We start from the raw sequence: 23,119 nt of genomic DNA on the forward strand, positions 1-23,119 counted from the left end.
GGGCATGGCCCATGTCCTCAATGATCGTCATCTCGGCCACCGCCGTCCCCGACCACCTGCGCGGCGCCCTCACCCGCTGGCTCCTCGAAGTCACACCCGAGCTGTACGTTGGCACCGTCTCAGCCAAGGTCCGCGACGAGCTCTGGTCCGCCGTCGCCGACTGCACCAACGACGGCATGGCGGTCCTCGCCCACCCGTCCGACAACGAACAGGGCTTCCAGCTACGAACAGCGGGCACGCGCCGCCGCGAACCCCTCGATTTCGACGGCCTCACGCTGATCGCCTTCCAGAGAGAAACCCAAGAAATGGCAAACCCCCTCTAACGCACCAGGTCAGAAAGGGTGCTCTCCGCGCGAGCGGAGGTGAGTCGTGGCCCCCACTCGGAGGGGCCCAGCCAGGCGCGTGCTCTCCGCGCGAGCGGAGGTGAGTCGCTCGCCGCCGTTGACGTGCAGCGCGCCGCCGAGTGCTCTCCGCGCGAGCGGAGGTGAGTCGCCCTTGTTCAAGGCCGCCGACGACGTCGAGTCGTGCTCTCCGCGCGAGCGGAGGTGAGTCGAGGCCGGGGACCGGCTACGCCAGGCCCGGCGCGTGCTCTCCGCGCGAGCGGAGGTGAGTCGTCCGTTCTCGCGGTCCTCCAGCGCGGGGGGCCGTGCTCTCCGCGCGAGCGGAGGTGAGTCGGCTCGTCTCCTGGCCCGTACCCGCGCGTTGCGGTGCTCTCCGCGCGAGCGGAGGTGAGTCGATCGGCAGGAGGATGCCCGCCCCGGCCGTGATGTGCTCTCCGCGCGAGCGGAGGTGAGTCGAAGAGAGATTGGCGAAGGGCACCAGAATGTACGTGCTCTCCGCGCGAGCGGAGGTGAGTCGGCGATGGCCTACATCTACTAGCCGACAACTTCGTGCTCTCCGCGCGAGCGGAGGTGAGTCGGGGGTTGTCAGACGGTGGCGATGAGCACTGACGTGCTCTCCGCGCGAGCGGAGGTGAGTCGCGCTTCGGCGCGTTCGCATCCTCCAGCTCCCGGTGCTCTCCGCGCGAGCGGAGGTGAGTCGGTGATGGTGCGGGCTGCCAGGCCGGGGCGGTCGTGCTCTCCGCGCGAGCGGAGGTGAGTCGCCCGAGGGCGTCACCATCGCCCAGCGGTACCAGTGCTCTCCGCGCGAGCGGAGGTGAGTCGGCGCTCTCAGCCGTGCCCGGCTTCATGACGTCGTGCTCTCCGCGCGAGCGGAGGTGAGTCGTCGGCGGGAACGTCCTCCCCGCCGACGCGGGGGTGCTCTCCGCGCGAGCGGAGGTGAGTCGGTGTATGGAGACGCGACCTTTCGGTCTCGAACGTGCTCTCCGCGCGAGCGGAGGTGAGTCGGTGACGGCCCGGACCGCGGCACGTTGCGCGGTGTGCTCTCCGCGCGAGCGGAGGTGAGTCGCGGGCGTACGACATCGGCACCGACGACAACCAGTGCTCTCCGCGCGAGCGGAGGTGAGTCGGCGACTGGCCAGTCCGGGGACGCGACGCTCGCGTGCTCTCCGCGCGAGCGGAGGTGAGTCGACCGGCTATCCCTGCGGTCGGTGCTGCCGAACCTGCTCTCCGTGCGAGCGGGAGGTGCGTCGGGGTGCTGCGGTGTGGTTGCTGAGCGGTGTGTCAGGGCTACGGTCGCCCCCCGTCGCCGCCAGAAATGGGTCGTTGTGAAGGCAGGCGCGGGGCGGGGGTGGCTGGGGTGTGCTGGGTCAGGCGAGTGGGTAGCCGACGATGCTGTGGGTGGCGGCCGGGCTGTCCTCGGTCGTGTAGTAGTGGCTGGCCCGCCCGTCGAAGCGGGCGCTGTCCCCGGCGTGGAGGTCGTAGGGCACCTCGTCGACGACGAGGGTGACCCGGCCGGAGACGACCATGACGTACTCCACGGAGCCCGTGCCGTGCGAGCTGAGCTGGCTCTGGGCGTGCGGGTGGAGGCGGGAGCGGTAGACCTCGAAGCGGCTGTGGCCGTGCGCGGCGAAGAGGAGGTTGACCGCGCTCTCCCCGTCGGGCTCGTCGATCTCTCCGGCGCGCAGGATCTCCGGTTCGCGCAGCGATCCGCGCAGCAGGTCCGCGGGGTCGGTGCGCAGCACGGTGGCTATGCGGGTGACGATGTCCAGCGTCGGATTGGCCTCGCCGCGTTCGATCTGGGACAGCAGCCCCTTGCTGATCCCCGTCTCGGCGGACATCTCGCGCAGGCTCCATCCCCGGGCGAGGCGGCGGCGGTTGAGGTTGGCCGACAGGGCGTCCCGTACGAAGTCGCCGGTGGCCGGGCGGGCCGTCGCCGACTGCTCGCCGGGCGCGGGTGACAGCGGGCCTTCCTGCGCTGGCATCGCGGATGTCTCCTTCGGCCGGGTGGCGGTCCCGGTGAGCGACACCCTTGCTCCCCTGGCTCGTCGGTGCGGTGGCGTGGGTATGTGCGGGCGTCAGTTTAGGACGTGGACGCGGACGGGTCCAAGCCCGGGACGGCGTCGAGCATCCGGCGGGTCCATGGGTGGCGGGGGTGGTCCAGGACCTCGGACACCGTGCCGCGTTCGACCAGCTCTCCGCGGACCATGACCGCGACGTCGTCGGCGATCTGGCGCACCACCCCCAGGTCGTGGGTGATGAACAGCACCGCGAACCGCTCGACACGCTGCATGTCGGCCAGCAGGTTGAGGAGTTGGGCCTGTACGGAGACATCCAGCGCGGCCACCGCCTCGTCGCAGATCAGCAGTCTGGGCCGGACGGCGAACGCCCGTGCCAGAGCGACGCGTTGGCGTTCCCCGCCGGAGAGTGCGGAGGGGCGCCGTTCGGCGTGGGCGCGCGGCAGGCCGACCTGGTCCAGCAGCTCCCCGACCAGTGCGGCGCGCAGGGCGCGGCGTTCGGCCCGCGAGCCGCCGCTGATGCGTCCGGCGGTGGTCAGTGCTTCTGCCAGGGTGGCTCCGACGGTGCGCAGCGGGGGCAGCGAGGAGAACGGGTCCTGGAAGACGATCTGCACCTGCGAGGCGAGCCGTGCCCGTTCCGCGCGGGTGGGCAGCCGTCCGGCGGTCAGCGGGATGCCGCCGACCTCGACCTGGCCCCGGTCGAATGTCTCCAGGCCGACGGCGATGCGGGCCAGGGTGGTCTTCCCCGAGCCGGACTCCCCGACGAGCGCGGTGATCCGCCCGGCGGGCACGGTCAGGTCCACGTCGCGGACGGCGGGGTCTGCGTCGCTGCGGAAGCCGCGGCGTACGCCGCGCACCCGCAGGGCCGGTACGGCGTCCTCGTCCGGGGCGGGTACGGGTCCGGCCGCGGCCGGTTCGGGGGGCGGCGGGGTGAGGTCGGTGCCGATCTCGGCGAGCCGCACACAGGCGGAGAGCCGTTCGCCGGTGTCCCGCGAACCGGTCCGCGGGGGCGGCACCCGGAGCGTCACGGCGGTGGTCCGGCACTCCGGGGCCGTGTGCGGGCAGCGGTCGGCGAACGGGCAGCCGCCGGAGCGCCCGCCCGGCGGGGGTACGGAGCCGGGGACCGTGGGCAGCCGTTCGTGGCGCGCGTGCGCCGACGGTTCGGCCGCCAGCAGCGCGGCGGTGTACGGGTGGCGGGGCGCGCGGCGCAGATCGGCCGCCGGGCCCTGCTCCAGGACGGCCCCGGCGTACAGGACGTAGACCCGGTCGCAGGTGGCGAAGGCGACCGCGAGGTCGTGCGTGATGAGCAGCAGGCCCATGCCGCGCCGTTCCAGCAGGCCGCGCAGGAGTTCCAGGACGGCCCGCTGGTTGGCGGCGTCCAGGGCGGTCGTGGGTTCGTCGGCGACGAGCAGGTCCGGGTCGCCGGCCAGGGCGGCGGCGGTGGCGACGCGCTGGCGCATGCCGCCGGAGAGTTCGTGGGGGTAGCGGTCGGCGACGTCCGGGGCCAGGCCCACCTCGGCGAGCCGCCGCACCGTCTCGGCGCGCAGGGCCGCGCGCCGGGCCCGCCGTCCCCGGGCCTCGGCGAGGGCGGGCAGGTCGGCGCGGAGCCCGTCGGCGATCTGCTGTCCGCAGGTGAGCTGCGGGTGCAGCATCGTGAACGGGTCCTGCATGAGCAGGGCGATGCGGCGTCCGCGCAGGGCGTGCCGTTCGGACCGGGTCAGTTCCCCGACGTCCTGGCCGGCCAGCCGGACGGTGCCGCCGGTGACGGCGACTCCCTCGGGCAGCAGTCCGGCGACGGCGCGTACGGCGAGGGACTTGCCGCTGCCCGATTCCCCGACGACCGCGACGCACTCCCCCGCCGCGACGGACAGGGCGACACCGTCGAGGACGGTGGCGGGGCCGGACACGGGGCTCGTCGCGGCGAGCCGCAGGCCGGTGACCTCCAGGAGGGGCGTGGTACCGGCCGTCGTCGTCGCGGCGTCGGTGTGGACCTCGGTCATCAGGGCCTCCGGTCGGAGAAGTGCTCGAACAGCCGGTCACCGAGCAGGTTCACCACGACCGCGGAGACGATCACGGCGACGGCGGGTGCCAGCGCGGCCGCTGGGTTGTCGTACAGCAGGGTGCGGTTCTCGGCGAGCATCCGGCCCCAGTCCGGGGCCCCGGGCGGCACGCCCAGGCCGAGGAAGGACAGCGAGGACAGGGCGACGATCGCGCCCGCGAAGTTGAGCATCGTGTTGGCCACGACGACCGGCAGCACGGTGGGCCAGATGTGCCGCACCATGATCGTCCGGGCGGGCAGGCCGAGGGTACGGGCCGCCTCCACGTACGGGCGGTGGCGCTGTTCCAGGACCGCCGACCTCACCAGCCGGATGTCCCCGGGTGAGGTCAGCACGACCAGGACGCCGACGGCGAGCGCGTACCCGCCGCCGCCGATCCCGGCGACGACGATGGTCACGAGCAGGGCGGGCAGTGCCAGCAGCAGATCGGCCAGGCGGCGTACGGCGGTGTCGGCGGGCCCGCCGAAGTATCCGGCCGTCAGACCGAGCAGATTGCCGATGAGCATGGACCCGATGGCCACCAGCGCGGCCCCGGCCAGGGTGCTGCGCGCCCCGGCGACCAGCATGTGCCAGATGTCCCGGCCGAGTTCGTCGGTGCCGAGGAGGTGCCCGTCGCCGGGCATCGCGCCCGTGGTCAGCAGGTCCTGCCGGTTCCAGTCGGGGAACACCCACTGCCCGGCGACGGCCGCGGCGACCAGGAGGACGGCGATCGCGGCGCAGACGGTGGTGAGGGGGCCGAACAGCCGCCGGCCGGCGCGCTTCGCGGGAGCGGTGCGGGCAGCGGTGGCGGGGGTGGTGGTGGGTGTGGTCATGCCTTCACCTCGGCGAGTTCGTCCGGTGTGCTCCGGCCGGGGCGGCGGCGGGGGCCGGTGCGCAGCCGTGGGTCGACCAGCGGGTGGGTGAGGTCGGTGGCGAGGTTCGCGAGGCAGATCAGGGCGGCGAGCAGGAGCGCTTCGGCCTGGACGACGGGGACGTCCTTGAAGGTCACCGACTGCACGAGGAGCTGTCCGAGCCCCGGCAGCGCGAACACCTGCTCGACCAGCACGGTGCCGGCCAGCAGATAGGCGAGGACGAGCCCGATGCCGGTGGTGACCGGCACAGCGGTGCCCCGCAGCACGTAGCGGACGAGCACCGTGCGGGCCGGTACGCCACGGGCCAGGGCGAAGGTGACGTGTTCCCGGGCCAGTTCACGGATGACGGCGGCCCGGACGAGCTTGATCAGTACGGCGGTCACGGCGAGGCCGAGGGTGAGGCCGGGCAGCAGCAGATGGAGCAGCCGGTCGGCGCCGCCGGTGCCCGGCCCGTACGCGGGCAGCCAGCCCAGCATCAGGGAGAAGACGTAGATGAGGAGCAGGCCCCCGGCGAAGGCCGGGGTGGACAGCGCGAGGACACCGAGGCTCTGTACGGCACGGTCGACGGGCCGCCGGGCGCGCAGCCCGGCCAGTACGCCCAGGGGCAGCCCCAGCAGCAGGGCGACGGCGAATCCGGCCAGTACGAGCTGGCCGGTGAGCGCCAGCCGCTCGCCGAGCGCGGCGGCGACGCTCTCGCCGGTACGGATGGAGGTGCCGAGGTCGCCGCCGAACGCGTCGGTCAGCCACCGCGCGTACTGCGTGACGAACGGGTCGTCCAGGTGGTGGGCGGCGCGTACGGAGGCCAGTGCCTCGGGGGTGGCGCTCCGGGTGCCGAGGAGGGTGCGGGCGGGGTCGCCGGGGGCGAACCGCAGCAGGGCGAACACGGCCAGCGAGAGGACCAGCAGCAGTCCGGCGGTGCCCGCGAGCCGCCGGGTCACGTACCGCAGCGGCAGGGCGTCGCGCAGCCGGGTGTGCCAGGGGGGCGGCGGGGCGGGCCGGAGGTGGCTGGGGTCGGTCACGGTGTTTCCTTCCTGCCGTGGCGGGGCGTCGCCTCGGGTGCGGCGTACCGGGCGAGCCACCGCTCGGCGCGGGCGGTGGCGTCCAGCAGGTGGGCGGGACCGGTGAACTCGTGCCCCTCGGAGGGATAGACGTGGAGTTCGACGGGGGCCGTGGCGCGGCGGGCCAGGGCGCGGTACAGCTCGTGCGCCTGGCCGGGCGGGGTGATCCGGTCGTGCTCGCCGTGCAGGACGAGGACGGGGGTCGTGCCGCCGCCGTCGGCGAAGAGAGGGGAGCGGGCCAGGAGGGCGGTACGGCCCTCGGGGGTGCGGGCGTCGCCGAGGGCGTACGTCTCCTCGTAGCCGCCGCCGATCACGGAGGTGTGGGCGAAGCTCAGCCAGTCGGTGGGGGCGGAGACCACGACGGCGGCGCGGAAGGCGTCGGTGCGGGCGGCGGCGAGCGCGGCGAGGAAGCCGCCGTAGCTGTGGCCGAGCACGGCGGAGTGGCCGGGCAGTGCCTCGCCTTGCGCGACCAGGTGGGCGACACCGCTGAGGATGTCGTCGAGGTCGACGTCGCCGCAGGCGCCCACGACGGCGCGCGCGTGGTCCAGGCCGTAGCCGCTGCTGCCGCGCGGGTTGGGCAGCAGTACCAGCCAGCCCGCGGCGGCCAGGGCGGGCGCCAGGCCGAGCACGTCGGCCGGGGCGTATCCGGCGGACCACTGCCAGGAGGGGCCGCCGTGCAGCACCACGGCGAGCGGGCGCGCGCCGGGGGCCGTGCCGGGAGCGTCGAGCAGCAGGCCGTGCACCGGGGTGCCGTCGGTCGCGGCCCAGGCGGCCTGCCGGGTCCTGACCCGGGCGAGGTCGCGGTGGCCCCCGTCCTGGTGTGCGGCGGCCGGGTCCGGGGCGGTGACGGGCCGCCAGGTCCAGGCGTCCGGGCCGGCGGTCGGCGCGACGACGGCCCGGGGCGGTTCGCCCGGGGCCTCCCGTACGGTGGCGGCGGTCAGGCCGTCGGCACTGAGGCTGAGGGCGGGCTGGGCCCCGGCGCCGCTGAGCACGGCCTGCTCCTCGTGGAGCACGGTGACCGCCCCGGCCCGGATCTCCGCGACCCGGCTTCCGGTGCCGCTCCAGCCCGCTGTCAGGAGCCGGTCCGCGTCGTGCGGGTGGAACTGCGCCCAGGTGACGTCCTCGGCCCCGGGTATCTCCTTGACCGTGGCGTCGTCTCCGAGGCCCACCAGGAGCGGACGGCCCGCGACGATGGAGATGCCCTCGGCGATCGCCGCACGGTGTCCGTCCGGGCTGAGCGCGGGCGCCGCGAGCTGGCCCCGGGGTTCGTGGAGCGCGACGGTCCGGCCGTCGGCGAGGTCGATCCGGACCAGGCGCGCGTGGTAGTAGCCGGCGGGCAGCGGGTCCTCGGAGGCGGTGGCCACGACGGTACGGCCGCCGCGCCAGGCGGCGTTCCAGACGGTCAGCCCGGCGGGCCCGGCGTCCCGCAGACCGACCGGCGCGGGGAGCACGGATCCGTCCGGGTCACCGGCGGCCCGCAGCGGGCCGTGGAGCAGTCGGCGCCATCCGGTGTCCGGGTGGTGGGAGACCGGGGCGGGGGCCGGGCCGAGCCGGACCGGCAGGCCCAGGTTCATCCCGTCGCGTTCGGCCCCGTCGTCGGCCGCCAGCACCAGGATCTCGGTGCCGTCGTCGGAGACGTACAGCTCTTCCACCGCGCCCGGGACGGCCGCGAGTTCGCGGCGGGCGCCGGTACGGGTGTCCCAGGCGGTGAGCAGCGGCGGGCCGGGCTGCACCGGTTCGGTGACCAGCAGGACCGTCCGGGAGTCCGGCAGCCAGCGCGGGGTGTGCCGGGACCGTCCGGCGGGGTCGGACGGGGCGGTGGGCAGCGGGATTCCGGGGCCGTCGGCCGGTGCGATCACGACGTCGGCGCCCCAGGGCCCGAGGACGGTGACCGCCACGCTGCGCCCGTCCGGGCTGATCCGGCTGTCCGACGGCACGGTCAGCTCCGACATGGCCGTACGGACACGGCGAACGGCTGCGGACGGCTCTCCGGCGGCGCCGGGTACCGGGAGGGCGGAGGGCATGGGCGTTCCGTTCGTGCTGCGGGTGTGGCGGACCGGCGGTCCGGGAGGGGTGGCCGAGGGGGTGCGTGCCGGGCGGGCTCGGGGGAATGAGGGGGTGCCCGCCCGGCACGCCGTCTCAGGAGGCCGCCTTCTTGACCCTGGTGGCCCAGGGGCCGACGAGGGCGAAGGGGCCGGGCTCCTCGAACACGAGGTCCCTGGCGAAGGCCGTCGCGGTCTGCGCCCACCACAGCGGCAGGTAGGGCAGATCGGCGGCGGCGGCCGTGACGGCGGTCATCAGGTGCGCGCCTCGTGCGGCCGGGTCGACGGTCTTCCGGGCGAGGGCGAGTGCCTGGTCGACGGCCGCGTTGTCGTAGTGCGGCAGGTTCGTCGGGGCGGCCCCGCTGTCCAGGTAGGCGTTGGTGAGTTCGGCCGGGTCACCGGTGACGGGGTAGTACCAGAGGAACTGCAGGGGCTTCTTGCCGGGCACCAGGTCGGCGATCCACTGCTCCAGCGTGGTCTCCTTGACGTTCAGCGTGATGCCGAGTTCCTTCAGCGAGGCCGCCAGCGCCAGCGCCGCCTTGCCCAGCTGGGGTCCGCTGCTCGGGTACGTGAGGTCGAGGGTGAAGCCGTCCTCATGGGCGGACTTCGCGAGTTCGGCCCTGGCGAGGTCGAGGTCGAAGTCCCAGGCGGGAAGCTTGCCGTAGGCGGCGTCGACCGCGCCGTCGGAGAGCAGGTCGCCCCACATGCCGGGCGAGACGAGGGTGGACGCCACGTCGGCCTTGCCGTGCAGGATGCCCTTGGTCATGCCCGCCCGGTCGGCGGCGTGGGCGAACGCCTTGCGCACGTGGACGTCGTCGAAGGGTGCCTGGGCGGTGTCGAAGGCGAGGGCGACGACGGAACGGTCGCCCGTGTAGGTGACCTGTGCCTCGCGCTCCCAGCTCCGGGCCTCGTCGGACGGGAGGCTCAGCGCTCCGTCGACGGAACCGGACTTCATGGCGACGAGCCGGGTTCCGGCATCGGGGATGAACGACAGCTTCAGCGTCCGGGCCGAGGGGCGATCGCCCCACCAGTGGTCGTTGCGCTCCAGGGCGACGTGGTCGTCGGCGGCGAAGGACGTGATCCGGTACGGCCCCGATCCCAGCAGCAGTGTCCTGGGGGTGCCGACCTTCCCCTTGTTCCGCGCGAGGAACGCCTTGCTGCTGATCAGCAGGGTGCCGGGGGTCGGCGTCCAGGCGAAGGCCGCGTCCGCGCGCTTCAGCCGTACGGTGATCTCACGGGCGCCGGTGGCCCTGACGGAGGCGACGTCGGCCCAGGCGTAGGCCAGCCCGCTGCCGGTGTCCCGGGCGGCCTCGATCGAGGCGAGCACGTCGTCGGTGGTGACCGGGGTTCCGTCGGAGAACTTCGCTTCGCGGCGCAGGGTGTAGACGTAGGTCGTGGCGTCGGGCTGCTTCCAGCTCTCGGCGAGACCGGGGCCGAGCTTGCCGGTGGGCCCGACGGAGAGCAGCGATTCCTGGGCCAGGCAGGCGACGACGTAGTTCAGGATGCCGGACTCACGGCTGACGTCCAGGGTCGAGAGCGACGAGGGCAGCGCCAGGGTCAGCGTGTCGATCGGGGCGCCGGAGCCCCGGGCCGCCGTCCCGTCGGACGCCCCGGCCCCTTCGGGCCGCTGCGGCGCACAGGCCGAGAGGATCGCCGAGACGGTGAGCACGCCGATGCCCGCTCCGGCCGCGCGGAGCACTCCCCGACGCCCGATCCGGCCGTACTGCCCGTGTGGTTCCGCATGCATGGGAACAGCCCTTCCGTCCACCGTGAGCGTCCACTGAGAATGCCCAACTGGGCATGGAAGGTATACGCGAAACTTTGAGGGTGTCAAAGGAGTCCTAGGATTCGGCCCACCACGAGGCAATACATGCGCTTTCGCCCGGATTTGCCGCAGGGCAGCCCTTCCTGCCGGACGCCGCCCCCGCCGATCGGCCGCCGGTGCACCGCTGACCGGGCGCCGACCGGGCACCGGTCCGGCGCTGATCCGGCCAATCTCCCGGCGCACCGGGGCCCGCCCGGTACGTGCTCTGCGACCATGACCGCCGACCATCCCTGACGAGGAGCGCAGCGTGCCCCAGCCCCACGTGAGTTCGGCCGTCATGACCCATCCCGTACGCCTCGCCCAGGCCCAGGACCTCGCCGCCCGGCTGCGGCTCGACGGCCTCGCCCTCGACCCCGACCCCCAGGGCCCGCCCTCCGCCCTGCGTACGGCCCTGGTCGCCTGGTCGGCCGCACACCCGGGGGCCGGTCATCATCTGGTCGTCCAGGACGACGTCGACGCCCCCGCCGAACTGCTGCAGATCGTCGGCCGGTCCGCCGCCCGGTTCCCCGACGAGGCCCTGGTCTTCTACACCAACTGGCACGCCCGCAACGGCGCCGCCGCCCGGCTCGCCGCCCTCGCGGGGGCCTCCTGGGTGCGGGCCGTGCCTGACGAGTTCACGCCGTCCCTCGCCCTCTGCCTGCCGGTCGCGAGCGCCGCCGCGTTTCGCGCGTACGCCCGTGACAGCGCCGAACGCCACGACGACGAACTGCTCTCCGCCTTCTTCCGGGGGCGTGGCCGGATGAGCCTGCTCGCCGTGCCGAACATCGTCGAGCACATCGGCACGACCAGCATCAACGAGCACGCCGCCCAGGGCATCCGGCTCGCCGTCTGCCCCACCTCCGCCGCCGACGCCGCGCCGCTGCTGGACCACGGCCGGGTACTGGAGGAGCCGGGCTGGATTCCGTACATGCGGTACGGCGAGGGCTACATCCGGCTCGTCGGACAGGAGGGCGGCGCCGACGGCGGGCGCGGCCACCGCCACTGGCGCGACGCCCTCCCCGCGACCGGCCTCGCCGAGGAAGAGGTACGGGCCGTGCGCGTGCCGCGGGACCTCGCGACGCGGGTGGCCCGGACCTTCGGCAGCGCGTTCGCCGGGGAACTGTGGATCCACTGCCTGCTGCTGGGGCGGCAGGCCGCCCGCGCCGCCCGGACGCTGGGGCCGCTGCCCGACGGCGTGCCCCCGGACGCGCTGGACAGGCTGCGGCACTCCGCCGTCGCCACCGCCGGACCGGCCGGCCTTCCGCCCGAACGACGCCCGGAGGCGGGCCCGGACGAGGCCCGCGCGATGACCGCACTGGCCTGGGCGGCCGTCCGCGCGGGAGAGACGCTCGGCTAAGGGCTGTCCCGTACTCCCCGGTGGATCACAGGGTGCGGCGTCAGACGCGGTGCCTCGCACGGCGGAGGGACGCCCGAATACTGGATGTATCCGGGCATTCCGGCAACGCGGCGAAGTGCCGTGGCTGTCGTCGCACGCCCGCCAGGGATCGCGGGACAGCCCTTAGCCGGAGCTCTGCTCGCGGCCGTGGCGGAAGAGGAGGTCCCGGAGCTCGTCGAGGTGCTCGCCGCGTGCGGGACCGGGGCTGCCCCACCGACGATGCCCCGTGGCCGCCGGGCGCACCGGCCGCTTGGGTGAGCCGGTCCTCGCGCGGTGGCCTGCGGGGCGGGGCGCGAGCCGCTGCCTGGCCGTCCTCCCCCGGCGACCGCTCCGGTCCGCCTGCCGCCGAACGGGGCCCGCGGGCCGCACTCCTGGGCGCGGCCCGCGTACCGCTGCCGCACGGACGCCCGCGCCCGCCCCGCCGTGGGCCTACCGGGCGCAGTGCGTGATCCACACGCCCGGCTCCCAGTACGCGGCCACATCCCGCGCACGGTCCACATGGAGGAGCGCGAGGCCGCCGGGGAAGACGTACTCCCCGTCCTCCGGGAGGTCCAGGCCCGTCCAGCTCTCCCATTCGGCGACCGTGCCGGTGATCCGCGAGGAGTGCGCGGAGGCCGCCGCGAGGGTGCCGCCCGCGCTGACCTGGGTCCGGATCCACGGGTCGAACGGGGCCCCGTCGTCCCGGGTCCACGCCGCGTACCGCTCGATCGGCACCAGGGGATATCGGTCCTTCCAGGTGGGGCGCACCGGCACCAGGACCGTCCCGAGCCCGGCCCGCCGCGCCGTGTCCGTCATCGCGTCGAGCAGCACCTTGGACAGGCCCCGGCCCTGGTGGTCCTCGGCCACCTCGATACCGAGGGCGACGAGCGCGTCCGGGGCGCGCTGGGCGTCGCGGTCGGCGAAGGCCCGCGCGATCGAGTCGTCGAGGCCGGGGCCGAGGTCCGCCGCGGTGCCGTCCCAGGTGCGGGGCAGCGAGCGGCCCGCGCCGGCGATCACCTCCCGCTCCTCGTCGTACAGGAGGAACTGGAACTCCGGGAAGTCCTCGAACAGCCGGTTCCAGTAGTCGCCGTTGATGTCGCCGTGCAGGTTGTACTCGGGCACCACTCCGGCGAACCGCTCGGGGATGCGGTCCCACAGCTCGGGCCGCTGCGCGTGGCGTACCAGGACCAGGGGCATGGATTCTCCTCAGAGGGCGGGGACCTCGACGTCCCAGACGACGACGATCGGGAGGCCGTCCCAGGCGGCGCGGGCCGCGTCCGCGATGAACTCCTCGTAACCGCCGGGGGCCAGGCTCCCGTTGAACAGGGGTTCGTGGCAGCCGCGCACCCGCAGCCCGGCCCGGCCGAAGGCGTCCAGGTAGTGGCTCGGCAGGTGGACGTGGTTGCGGACGAAGGCCAGCTGCCCGGCGCCGTGCACGAAGAGGCACTGGCCCTGGAGCGCGACCACGAAGGGGTGCAGGTCCGTGATGACGATCCGCCCGCCCGGCCGGACGACCCGGGCCAGCTCCGCCACGGCGGGGGCGGTGTCCGCGAGGTGCGTCATGGCGAGCGAGCAGACGGCGAGGTCGACGGAGTCGTCGTCGAGCGGCAGCCGCTCCAGGTGGCCCACCCGGTAGTCGGCGTCCGGGGTGTGCTCCCGGGCCTTCGCGAGCATGTGCGCGGACTGGTCGACGCCGATGACGCGGTGGCCGCGGGCGGCCAGCGCCCGGGTCTGGCGGCCGGTGCCGCAGGCCGCGTCGAGCGCCGTGCCCGGTCCGAGGCCGTCGAGGACGGCGGCGACGACCGGCTCCTCCACCTCGATGTACGAGCTGGGCAGCGAGTCGTACACCGCCGACCACGACGCGTAGCCCGCCGCCGCGTCCAGCTCGCTGACCCGGGCACCGCCGTCCGGGAGCTTCTCCTCGTCGAGGACGAAGCGGCGGATCTCGGCCACCCGCTCGCGCAGAAAGTCCTCATCACCGTCCACGGCATGGCGCAGCAGCGCGAGCCCCTCGATCCCCAGCACCAGTTCCCGTACACGGAATTCACCGCGGAATTCTTCACTCATGCGAGCCCCTCAGCGGTCGACGGACGGACCGTGCCATTTCCGGACTCCGCCCTACCCAGAAGTCCAGGTGAAAAGTCCCGCCCCACCGCGTGTGGCCGAAAAAAGGGGATCGGGTGGCCTGTTGGCGGTGGCGTTGTCGCCCCCGCGGCGGCTGCCTAGCATGAGCGGCATGATTGAGGGATATCTCGGCCGTGAAAGCGTCACCGTCGGCGGCGAAGTGACGTTCCATCTCTCCACCGACGCTCCCCGTTTCCGTCTTCGTTTCTACCGGCTCGGCAGCGCACTCGTCCCGGTCGGGGAATCCGGGGATTTCCCGGGCGCCCCGCACCAGTCTCCTGCCCATCCCGACGGAATACCCGGCCTCGCCTCGCCCGCGGACGACTGGGGCTGGCCGCCGCTCACCGTTCCGGTGCCCGCGGAGTGGGAACCGGGAATCCATCTGGCCGAATTCGTCGAATGCGGGCCGGACCGTCCGGTGAATCCGCCGCTGCTCACGGCGGAGCAGCTGGAGGGGCCCGGACGGGAGTTCTTCGTCGTGCGTCCCCGGCTGCCCGGCAGCAGCTCCAGGATCCTCTACAAGAAGTCGACGTTCACCCGGCACGCCTACAACCGCTCCGACCGGCCCGGCCCGGACCGGGGCGCCAGTCTCTACGACCATCCGGTGCACCGGACCGGCGGCGGGGGCGAACCGCGAGGCCACAAGGTCAGCCTGCACCGCCCCGGGGGTGTGATCGACCTCGCCTACTGGGACGCGCCGTTCATCGCCTGGCTGGAGCGGCAGGGCTATCGCGTCGAGTACTGCACCGATCTCGATCTGCACGAGGACCCCTCCCTGCTCGCCCCGTACAACCTGCTGCTCAGCGTCGGCCACGACGAGTACTGGAGCACGCCGATGCGCGAGCACGCCGAGCGGTTCGTCCGCGACGGCGGGAACATCGCCTTTCTCAGCGCCAACACCTGCTGGTGGCGCGTGCATCCGACGGACCAGAACACCGCTTTCGTCTCCGACACCGATCATCACGTCGGTGAGGAATATCCCCATCTGCCGGCCACCGACCAGTGGTGGGTTCCCGCTCCGGACGGGGTCGGCCGCCCGGAGAACACCTTGACCGGGGTGAGTTTCCGCAATGGCGGAATGTGGCCCGCCACCGAATGGCCGGGCGACCGTCCACGCGTCGGATACACGGTGCAGCACGCCGATCACTGGCTCTACGAGGGCACCGGCCTGCGCGACGCGTCCGGCGGAAAGGCGGCGGACCGGCTCGGCTCCGGAACACCGCTCATCGGATACGAATGCGATGGGGCCGCCTTCTCCTACGACGTGGACGGAACGGCCCGTGCCACCGGTGAGGACGGCACTCCGGAATCCTTCCTCATTCTCGGGATATACGTTCTCGACCCGGTCCACGAGAATTTCCACGACGCCAGGCGGGGGCACTGGAACGGCCCGGCACGCGAGCCGTCCATCAGCAGCCCCCGGGCCGCCACCATGGGCCTGTTCACCGCGGGCGGCACCGTCTTCACCGCGGGTACCACGGACTGGCCGGTGGTCTGCGGGCACGAACAGGACCCCGCCGTCGTCCGCGTCACCCGCAATCTCCTCGACCGGCTGCGTCACCGGGGTCCAGCAACCGGATGAGGCCGGTCAGCCCGGTGATCCGCGCCACCCCCTCGGGCAGGGGCGGCGCGGCCCCCCGTACCGCCCGGTCGGGCCGGTGCAGATGGACCGCCCGCATCCCCGCCGCCAGCGGCCCCAGTACGTCGGGCACCCACATGTCGCCGACGAACAGCACCCGGTCCGCGGGCAGCCCGCACCGCTCGGCCACCGTGCGGTAGATCAGCGGATGCGGCTTGCGCGCCCCCGTCCGCGCGGAGCCCACCACCACGTCCACCGCCGCGCCGATGCCGGCCTCCGCGAGGCAGTCCTCCAGGTTCCAGAACCAGTTGGAGCACACGCCGATCAGCAGCCCCCGCTCCCGCAGCCGCGCGAGAACGTCCCGTACGTCCGGGTACAGGGCGAGCCGGACCGCCTTCATCGCCCGGTCCAGCTCGGCGACCAGCCCGTCCAGCTCGCCCTCCGGCACTCCGCAGCCGCGCGCCCGCCGCCGCAGCCGGTCCCGCTCCCAGGTGACGTACGCGGTCTCGTCGGCCGAGTGCGCCAGGTGTTCCTCGCCCTCGGCGGGGCCCACCGACCACTGGTCACCCCAGAGTTCACCCTGGGCTTCCAGGCCCCGGCGGGCGAAGACCGCGCGGTGGTCCGGCGGCAGCGGCTCGACCATCCGCACCAGCGTCCCGTAGAAGTCGAGGACGACCGCACCGGTCACGCCCGCCGCGCCCACCTCTAGAACCGGCCGTAGCGGCGCGGGAAGTAGTCCTGGAGGCCGCCGTCGCGTTCGATGTCGACGGTCGCGCAGTGCAGCCCGCCGCCGAAGGGGCCGACCGCCCGGAACGGCACCGGCACGATCTCGAAGCCGTAGGAGGACAGCTGGTCGGCGAGGCGCACCTCCTTCTCCTCCACGCACAGGGTGTTCTCGTCGAGGTTCAGCATGTTCCCGGCGAGCCACGGGCTGCAGAACGACAGCTTCGGCGGGTGGTCCCAGCTGGCGGGCTGCACCGCCTCCACGATCTCCCAGTCGTTCAGCTTGAAGAACTCCATCAGTTCGGCGTCCGCGAGCCGCTCCCCGCAGTGCAGCACCAGACCGGGCCGCAGCGGCACCCAGGTCGCGTCGATGTGCAGCGGATGGGTGTTGGTCGAGGTCACCGCGTGCACCCGGTGGTCGGGGAAGTGGCGGCGCAGCCAGTCGTAGCCGCTCCGGTTGGTGACGAACGACAGCTGGACGAACAGGTCCTTGCCGAACCGGGCCACGTCCGCGGCGTCGAAGAGCGGCTCCGCCTCGGTGAGCACCAGGTCGTACGCGCGGACCCGGGCCAGCTGCTCCTCGGTCGGCAGTTCGTTGTACGTGTCCCAGAACCCGGTCTTGTACGAGGCGTCCGTGAGCCGCGGTTTGGGCGCCGCCTCCCAGCGCATCCGGTCGTCGGCGTCGAACAGGTTCTGGAGCAGCGGCCGGTAGCAGAGGTACTCGAACCAGCGGCTGCGGTACGACATGGTCGCTTCGAGGACCTCGTTGCCGACGGTGAGCAGCAGGTCCCGGGGCGGCATGCAGCCGAACATCGAGTCGTGGTCCCACTCCGGTGTGGACACCCGCTGGCTGAAGTCGATGGGCTCGGGGCGGTCCACCCGGATGCCACGCCGCCGCAGCATCTGCGCGAAGTCGTCGAGCTGCTGGTCGGCCTCGGCCACCATGTCCTGCGGCATGGGGCCGTACGTGCCCAGCGGGAAGCCGTCGTCGGGGTAGTCGCGGCGCACCGCGTGCTCGGGGGCCTGCACCACGGTGCCCTCCGCACGGCCGACGATCACATGGCGCAGGGGATCCCAGCCGTTCCAGGCGTTGACCCGTACGGGGCGTTCGGAGCCTGCGGGAGTGGCGGACGCGGTGGTGCTCTGCTCGGTCACGTACAAGCCCTTCGATCGGGGTCACGGGGTGCCGCAGGGGCCAACCTGCGGGCAGCGCACCGTCACCGTCAAGAGCCGCCCGGCTACCGAACGTGCCATTCGCGTCAGCGTGGCCAAAGTACGGCTACCGCCTCCGGAACAGGAGCGGTCATCGGCGCAGCACAACGGGGAAACGCTCGGCCCTTCGTGGGAATCGCACCGTTGTCTTCCGGCCGAAACTCCGTGCCGTGGCGGGGTGCGCCGGTCCTCGGGGTAGTGATGAAGACCGTCGCAGCAGTCCCGTACGTTCCCACGAATCCCGCACGGAGGAACTCATGACATCACGTCTGCGCTGCCGGTCCGGGGTGCTGGGGGCTCTGCTGCTGACGCTGGCGGGGTGCGGTTCGGGCGGGGGCGACTCCTCGGGCGGGCCGGGAGGAGACGGCAGTCTGACCGTGTGGCTGACCGTGGACGCCCGCGAGAGCTGGCCGCAGATGGTGGCGTCCGCCAACAAGCGGTTCACGGCGAAGCACCCGGGTGTGAAGGTCGCGGTCCAGTACCAGCAGTGGACGACGAAGAACCAGAAGCTCGACGCCGTCCTCGCGGGACGCAACGTGCCGGACGTGGTCGAGATGGGCAACAGCGAGACCACCAACTACCTGGTGAACGGGGCGTTCGCCCCGCTGGACCCGAAGTCCTTCGAGCGGTCGGGGCAGTGGCTGCCCGCGCTGGCGGACGCCTGCCGGCTCGACGGCAAGACGTACTGCGTGCCGTACTACGCGGGCGCGCGCGTCGGGGTCTACCGCACCGACTACTTCAAGGAGAGCGGGATCACCCGCGCCCCGCGCACCTACTCCGAGCTGATCTCCGGCCTCGACCTGCTGAAGGCGAAGTACGGGGCCGATGACCCCCGTTTCTCGGCGATGTACCTGCCCGGCCGCTACTGGTCGGCGGCCATGGCCTTCGTGAAGGACGCGGGCGGCGAGATGGCCGTGGAGAAGGACGGCCGCTGGCAGGGGGCGCTCTCCTCCCCGAAGTCCGTCGCCGGGCTCACCACCTGGAAGAAGCTGATGGACGACTACTACGTCGGCGACCGGGCCAAGGACAACGGCGATGAGCCCGCCGTGGTCGGGCAGGGCAAGGTCGGGGTCTTCTACGGCAACACCTGGGAGGCGCAGGCCGCCACCGACCCCCGCTCCGGGGGCAATCCGGCGCTCAAGGGCAAGTTCGCCACCTTCGCCTTCCCCGGCCCGTCCGGGAAGCTGCTCCCGCCGTTCCTCGGGGGCTCCACGCTGGCCGTGCCCGCCAAGTCGAAGAACCAGGAGCTGGCGGCCGAGTGGATCCGGCTCTTCACCGACAGCGAGTCGCAGCGCAAGCTGATCGCCGCCAACACGCTCCCCAACAACACCGTACAGCTCGCCGATGTCGCCGCCGGGGGCGTCAACGGACCGGCCGCCCAGGCCGCCACGCGCGGCTGGGTCACTCCGCTCGCCCCCGGCTGGACCGCGGTGGAGAAGTCCAACGTCCTGCCCGAGATGCTGGAGCGGATCGCCACCGGCAAGGCATCGGTCCAGGACGCGACGCGCGAGGCCGACCGCAGGATCGACGCGGTGATCAATGAGCGCTGACCCAGCCGGCCGTAGGCCCCGCCGCCACCTGCCCTACCTGCTGATCGCTCCCGCCTTCCTGGCCCTCCTGGTGGTCCTGGCCTATCCGCTCGCCGACATGGTGACCCTGGCCTTCCAGGACATGACCCGCCGGGAGCTGTTCAGCGGGGAGGCACCGCCGTGGGCCGGTCTCGGCCAGTTCCGGACGATCCTCGGCGACGGGTTCTTCTGGACGGTGGCGGCCCGCACCGCCCTGTTCACCGTCGTCTGCGTCACCCTCACGATGGCGCTCGGGCTGCTCGTCGCCCTGCTGATGCGGCGTACGTCGTCCTGGGTGCGGGCGGTCCTCGCCGGTGTGCTGATCGCCGTGTGGGCGATGCCGGTGATGGTCGCCGCGGCCGTCTTCCGCTGGCTGTTCGACACGGACTACGGGGTGGTCAACTGGCTGCTGTCGGCGCTGCCCGGCGTCGACCTCTCCCGGCACAACTGGTTCACCGACCCGTGGCAGGGCTTCGCGGTGATCACGGCGGTCGTCGTCTGGGGCGCGCTGCCGTTCGCCACGGTCAGTCTGCACGCGGCGCTCACCCAGATCCCGGCGGAGCTGGAGGAGGCCGCCGTGATCGACGGAGCCCGGCCGTCGCAGGTCTTCCGGTTCGTCACCTTCCCGGCGGTCAAACCGCTCTTCGTGATGGTCACCACGCTGATGGCAATCTGGGACTTCGGGGTCTTCAACCAGATCTGGCTGATGCGCGGCGGGCAGCCGGAGCGGGAGTACTACCTCCTCGGCGTCTACTCGTTCATCGAGTCGTTCGCCGTCAACCGCTACAGCGCCGGAGCGGCGATCGCCCTGGTCACCGTCGTCCTGCTGCTCGCGGGCGCGGTCGTGTACCTGCGGCAGATGCTGCGGCTGGGGGAGGCCGAATGAGCCGGGCGCGCCCCGGGCGGCGGGCGGCGGGGATACGGCGGCGGCGCCTGCGCTACGACCTGCTCGGCCTGTTCACGGCCGCCGTCCTCGGCTTTCCCGTCTACTGGATGGTGCTGACCGCGTTCCGGCCCGCGACCGAGATCCTCAGCCTGCCGCCCGAGTTCTGGCCGGGCCGTCCCACGCTCGACAACTTCGCCCGCGCGATGGGCACGGAGACCTTCTGGGCCAACGTGCGCTCCAGCACCGTCATCGGCCTCGGCACCGTCCTGGTCTCCCTGCTGGTCGGCACCCTCGCCGCGTTCGCGCTCGCCCGTTTCCGCTTCGCCGGGCGCAAGGCGTTCGTCGTGGTGATCCTCACCGTCCAGATGATCCCGCTCGCCGCTCTCATCATCCCCGTCTACCTGCTGCTCAACGACGCCGGTCTCACCGACAGCCTGGGCGGCGTGATCCTCGTCTATCTCGTCTTCACCCTGCCGTTCACCGTGTGGATGCTGCACGGGTTCATCGTCGCGATCCCGGCCGAGCTGGAGGAGGCGGCGATGGTCGACGGCTGCGGGCGGCTCGGGGCCTTCACCCGGGTCGTCCTGCCGCTGCTCGCCCCCGGGCTCGTCGCCACGTCCGTCTTCGCGATGGTGCAGGCGTGGAACGAGTACGTCCTCGTCTACGTCCTGCTGTCCACCCCGGAGAAACAGACCCTCAGCATCTGGCTGGTCTCCTTCCAGACCAGTTTCGGCACCGACTACGGCGGGCTGATGGCGGGCGCCACGCTCACCGCGCTGCCCGTCGTCGTCTTCTTCCTGGCCGTCCAGCGCAAGATCGCCGCGGGGCTGGCCACCGGAGCGGTCAAGGGCTGAGCGAGGCCCTGCCGGGACCGGTGCGCCCCACGGACGACACCCGTACATTCCGCAAGAGGAGAACCTGTGACGCACGACCGCCTCGATCTCGTCTCCAAGCTGTACCAGCCCACCGACTGGCCCCGGGTCGTCCGGACCGCCTCGGGCGAGCCGTCGGCCGCGCCGCTCGTCGTGGACCTCGACCCGACCACGTTCTGTGACCTGGCCTGCCCCGAGTGCATCAGTGGAAAGCTCCTCAACCAGGGCCGGTTCACCCCGGAGCGGCTCGCCTCGCTCGCCGAGGAGCTGGTCGCCCTGTCCGTGCGGGCGGTGGTCCTCATAGGCGGCGGGGAACCGCTCGCCCACCGCGGAACCCGCAAGGTGTTACGCATCCTCGGCGAGGCGGGCCTGGCCGTCGGGGTCGTCACCAACGGCACGATGATCCGGCAGAACCTCGCCGAGCTCGCCCAGTACGCCACCTGGGTCCGGGTCTCCGTCGACGCGGGCAGCGCCGAGACGTACGGACTGTTCCGGCCCGACCGCAAGGGCCGCAGCGTCTTCGGCAAGGTGATCGGGAACATGCGGCTGCTCGCCGCCGAGAAGAAGGGCGCCCTCGGCTACTCCTTCCTGGTGATGTCGCGTCAGGAGCCGGGCGGACCGGTCGTGACCAACCACCACGAGGTGCTGCGAGCGGCCGAGCTCGCCCATGACATCGGCTGCGACTACTTCGAGACCAAGGCCATGTTCGACGACGACCATCACATCGTGCAGGTCCCCGAGACGATGCTGGAGTCGGTGGACCGCCAGCTCGCCGAGGCGGCCCGGCTGGAGAGCGACCGCTTCCAGCTCGTCAACTCCTCCACCCTCACCTCGCTGCGCGGCCAGGCCGGCCCCGTACAGCCCAAGGCGTACGACCGCTGCCGGGTCGCCGAACTCCGGACGCTGATCACCCCGTCCGGGGTGTACGTGTGCTCCTACCACCGCGGAAATCCGCTCGCGAAGATCGGCGACGCGGTCACCGACGACCTCGCCGCCATCTGGCAGGACGCGGACCGCCGGGGCATCGTCGACCCGAGCCGGGACTGCCGGTTCCACTGCGCACGGCACCGCTCCAACCTGGAGCTGGACCGCATCGCCCGCGGAACCGGCGAGTCCCCGCTGAGCGAGGACTACGACCCCTTCCTCTGACCTCCCGCGGCCACGGCCTCCGGCTCCCGCCGCACGCCCGGGGCCGCCGTCGCGGGCACCACCCGGGCCCCCGGGTGCGCGACGCGCAGCGCCCCCGTGAGCCGGGCCGCCGTCCGCTCCAGCTCGTCCGCCCGGCAGACGCCGACCAGCGCACCGCCTCCGCCGGCCCCGCTGAGCTTCAGCGGCAGGCCGGCGGAGGCCAGGGCGAGGGCCCGCAGCTCCTCCAGGAGCGGCGTCGACATCCGCTGGTGGTCCCGCATCGCCGCGTGGGCGTCGGACATCGCCGCCCCGAGCGCCGCCAGGTCCCGGCCGCGCAGCGCCGCCCACACCCGGCCCGACGCCGCGTCGGCCGCCGCCCGGTAGGCGGCCAGCGCCGGGTCGCCCGAGGCGAGCTGCGCCCGTACGTCGCGGATGTGGTGACGGGTGTCCTTGCGGGTGCCGGAGTCCACGACGACCACCCGCCACTCCCCGGGGAGGTCGAGACGGTCCCGTACGGCGGGAAGCCCCCGCTCGCGCCCGTCGAGGAGGAGCGCACCGCCCTCGACGACCGCGAGGTGGTCCATGCCGCCCCCGTTGAAGACGGCGAACTCGAACGCGTACGCCCAGCGGGTGATCGTGGCGTCCGGGACGCGCTCGCCGCGCACGGCGTAGTCCGTGAACGCCCGGAACAGTGCCACGATCCGCGCCGTGGACGAGGACAGTCCGCTCGCGGCGGGCGCCTGGCTGCGCACGGTGACGGCGGGCGGTCGCGGGGCGAGGCCGGGAAGCCGCTCGCGCAGGAACGCCCACACCTCCCGCTGCCAGCCGTCCTCGGGACCGTTCCCGGGCGCGGGGCCGGGCCCCGCCTCCACGGTCGTCATCAGGCCGAGCGCGAGGCTGACCGAGCGGCCCCCGCCGAGCCAGTCCAGGTCCTCACCGGACAGACAGGCCCGGCAGGGCACCTCGGCACGTATCGGATGTGTGGGGTTCACCGGGCCTGGAACCTTCCTTCCGCGCGGTAGGCCGCGTACATGGACAGCACCACCTCCGTGGGCGGGTGCAGGGGGCGGGGCGGGGCGTCGAGCGGCCGGAAGACGGCCCGGCGCACCTCGTCGGCGCCCGGGTCCAGCACCCCCGACCAGCGCCGGGCGGTGAAGCAGAGCGCGAAGCAGTGCGTCACGTCCCCGTTGGGATAGGCCAGGGTGTGCACCCGGGGGTCCGAGAGCGTCCCGAACGCCACCAGGTCCTCCCGCGCCACCCGCAGTCCGCTCTCCTCGGCGAGTTCGCGGACGGCCGCGTCGGCGAAGTCGCCGTCCTCCTCGCAGGCCCCGGCCGGCAGCTCCCAGACCCCGGTGTCCGCGCGCTGCTGGAACAGCCCGCGGCCCTCGGCGTCGATGAGCAGCACCTGCGCGCCGGGCACCAGGAGCTTGCGGGAGCCGACCTGCTGGCGCAGCGACCAGATGTGGGAACCCGTGTAGCTCATG

19 protein-coding genes and 1 CRISPR repeat array are annotated in these 23,119 nt (G+C 73.1%); of the genes, 7 read left to right on the top strand and 12 right to left on the bottom strand.

From position 1 onward, the window contains the following. The first annotated feature begins 11 nt into the window (after nt 1–11). Complete coding sequence (gene cas2e, locus ACFVWY_RS23965) at nt 12–323, top strand: type I-E CRISPR-associated endoribonuclease Cas2e (protein ID WP_389875907.1); 312 nt, start codon at nt 12–14, stop codon at nt 321–323. An 18-nt stretch (nt 324–341) separates the two neighbouring features. Beyond that, nucleotides 342–1,590: direct repeats of the CRISPR family, unit length 29 nt; unit sequence GTGCTCTCCGCGCGAGCGGAGGTGAGTCG. A 118-nt stretch (nt 1,591–1,708) separates the two neighbouring features. Here cas2e and ACFVWY_RS23970 read toward each other — a convergent pair. The 6 genes from ACFVWY_RS23970 to ACFVWY_RS23995 form a co-directional block, all read right to left on the bottom strand. Continuing rightward, nucleotides 1,709–2,323, bottom strand: a complete 615-nt coding sequence (locus ACFVWY_RS23970; protein WP_389875910.1) for a helix-turn-helix domain-containing protein — start codon at nt 2,321–2,323, stop codon at nt 1,709–1,711. A gap of 98 nt (nt 2,324–2,421) precedes the next feature. After that, nucleotides 2,422–4,356: an ABC transporter ATP-binding protein gene (locus ACFVWY_RS23975; protein WP_389875913.1), complete on the bottom strand. Its 1,935-nt coding sequence runs from the start codon at nt 4,354–4,356 to the stop codon at nt 2,422–2,424. Next, entirely contained in the window at nt 4,356–5,225 is an 870-nt protein-coding gene (locus ACFVWY_RS23980) for an ABC transporter permease (RefSeq protein ID WP_389875915.1), read from the bottom strand. Before ACFVWY_RS23980 ends, ACFVWY_RS23975 begins: the two co-directional genes overlap by 1 nt. Further along, nucleotides 5,222–6,283 carry an ABC transporter permease gene (locus tag ACFVWY_RS23985; RefSeq protein WP_389875918.1) on the bottom strand — a complete coding sequence of 354 codons (1,062 nt, stop codon included), beginning with the start codon at nt 6,281–6,283 and terminating at the stop codon, nt 5,222–5,224. The genes ACFVWY_RS23980 and ACFVWY_RS23985 overlap by 4 nt, the downstream gene beginning before the upstream one ends. Then, nucleotides 6,280–8,274, bottom strand: a complete 1,995-nt coding sequence (locus ACFVWY_RS23990) for an alpha/beta fold hydrolase (protein WP_389875921.1) — start codon at nt 8,272–8,274, stop codon at nt 6,280–6,282. The genes ACFVWY_RS23985 and ACFVWY_RS23990 overlap by 4 nt, the downstream gene beginning before the upstream one ends. A 187-nt stretch (nt 8,275–8,461) precedes the next feature. Next, nucleotides 8,462–10,111, bottom strand: coding sequence for an ABC transporter substrate-binding protein (locus tag ACFVWY_RS23995; protein WP_389875924.1), 1,650 nt, complete (start codon nt 10,109–10,111; stop codon nt 8,462–8,464). Nucleotides 10,112–10,436: 325 nt separating this feature from the next. On the opposite strand from ACFVWY_RS23995, the gene ACFVWY_RS24000 reads away from it, so the two are divergent. Continuing rightward, nucleotides 10,437–11,525: a hypothetical protein gene (locus ACFVWY_RS24000; protein WP_389875927.1), complete on the top strand. Its 1,089-nt coding sequence runs from the start codon at nt 10,437–10,439 to the stop codon at nt 11,523–11,525. A gap of 468 nt (nt 11,526–11,993) precedes the next feature. Here the strand turns inward: ACFVWY_RS24000 and ACFVWY_RS24005 are convergent, their stop codons facing one another. Further along, on the bottom strand, nt 11,994–12,740 hold the full coding sequence (locus ACFVWY_RS24005) for a GNAT family N-acetyltransferase (RefSeq protein WP_389875930.1): 747 nt from the start codon (nt 12,738–12,740) through the stop codon (nt 11,994–11,996). 9 nt (nt 12,741–12,749) lie between these two features. Further along, on the bottom strand, nt 12,750–13,610 hold the full coding sequence (locus tag ACFVWY_RS24010) for a class I SAM-dependent methyltransferase (RefSeq protein WP_389875932.1): 861 nt from the start codon (nt 13,608–13,610) through the stop codon (nt 12,750–12,752). Nucleotides 13,611–13,779: 169 nt separating this feature from the next. Between ACFVWY_RS24010 and ACFVWY_RS24015 the strand changes: the two genes are divergently transcribed. Then, nucleotides 13,780–15,249 (top strand): N,N-dimethylformamidase beta subunit family domain-containing protein, encoded by a 1,470-nt coding sequence (locus ACFVWY_RS24015; RefSeq protein ID WP_389875935.1) that lies wholly within the window; start codon nt 13,780–13,782, stop codon nt 15,247–15,249. Here ACFVWY_RS24015 and ACFVWY_RS24020 read toward each other — a convergent pair. Both ACFVWY_RS24020 and ACFVWY_RS24025 read right to left on the bottom strand, forming a co-directional pair. Next, nucleotides 15,197–15,934: an HAD family hydrolase gene (locus ACFVWY_RS24020; RefSeq protein WP_389875938.1), complete on the bottom strand. Its 738-nt coding sequence runs from the start codon at nt 15,932–15,934 to the stop codon at nt 15,197–15,199. The two genes, ACFVWY_RS24015 and ACFVWY_RS24020, sit on opposite strands and share 53 nt — an antisense overlap. Before the next feature lie 17 nt (nt 15,935–15,951). Next, nucleotides 15,952–17,124: a serine/threonine protein kinase gene (locus tag ACFVWY_RS24025; protein WP_389875941.1), complete on the bottom strand. Its 1,173-nt coding sequence runs from the start codon at nt 17,122–17,124 to the stop codon at nt 15,952–15,954. A 314-nt stretch (nt 17,125–17,438) separates the two neighbouring features. Between ACFVWY_RS24025 and ACFVWY_RS24030 the strand changes: the two genes are divergently transcribed. The 4 genes from ACFVWY_RS24030 to ACFVWY_RS24045 all read left to right on the top strand — a co-directional run bounded on the left by ACFVWY_RS24030 (nt 17,439) and on the right by ACFVWY_RS24045 (nt 21,656). Beyond that, entirely contained in the window at nt 17,439–18,731 is a 1,293-nt protein-coding gene (locus ACFVWY_RS24030; RefSeq protein ID WP_389875943.1) for an extracellular solute-binding protein, read from the top strand. Beyond that, nucleotides 18,721–19,635: a carbohydrate ABC transporter permease gene (locus ACFVWY_RS24035; protein ID WP_389875946.1), complete on the top strand. Its 915-nt coding sequence runs from the start codon at nt 18,721–18,723 to the stop codon at nt 19,633–19,635. The genes ACFVWY_RS24030 and ACFVWY_RS24035 overlap by 11 nt, the downstream gene beginning before the upstream one ends. Further along, entirely contained in the window at nt 19,632–20,489 is an 858-nt protein-coding gene (locus tag ACFVWY_RS24040) for a carbohydrate ABC transporter permease (protein ID WP_389875949.1), read from the top strand. Before ACFVWY_RS24035 ends, ACFVWY_RS24040 begins: the two co-directional genes overlap by 4 nt. Nucleotides 20,490–20,555: 66 nt before the next feature. Continuing rightward, complete coding sequence (locus tag ACFVWY_RS24045; protein WP_389875952.1) at nt 20,556–21,656, top strand: radical SAM protein; 1,101 nt, start codon at nt 20,556–20,558, stop codon at nt 21,654–21,656. Here the strand turns inward: ACFVWY_RS24045 and ACFVWY_RS24050 are convergent. Both ACFVWY_RS24050 and ACFVWY_RS24055 read right to left on the bottom strand, forming a co-directional pair. Beyond that, a complete protein-coding gene (locus tag ACFVWY_RS24050; RefSeq protein ID WP_389875955.1) occupies nt 21,638–22,627 on the bottom strand; it encodes a galactokinase in 990 nt (329 codons plus the stop codon). The genes ACFVWY_RS24045 and ACFVWY_RS24050 overlap by 19 nt on opposite strands. Continuing rightward, entirely contained in the window at nt 22,624–23,118 is a 495-nt protein-coding gene (locus ACFVWY_RS24055; protein ID WP_389875957.1) for an NUDIX domain-containing protein, read from the bottom strand. Before ACFVWY_RS24055 ends, ACFVWY_RS24050 begins: the two co-directional genes overlap by 4 nt. Between the last annotated feature and the right edge of the window lies 1 nt (nt 23,119).

The organism is Streptomyces sp. NPDC058195 (assembly GCF_042883525.1).
Classification (GTDB): Bacteria; Actinomycetota; Actinomycetes; order Streptomycetales; family Streptomycetaceae; genus Streptomyces.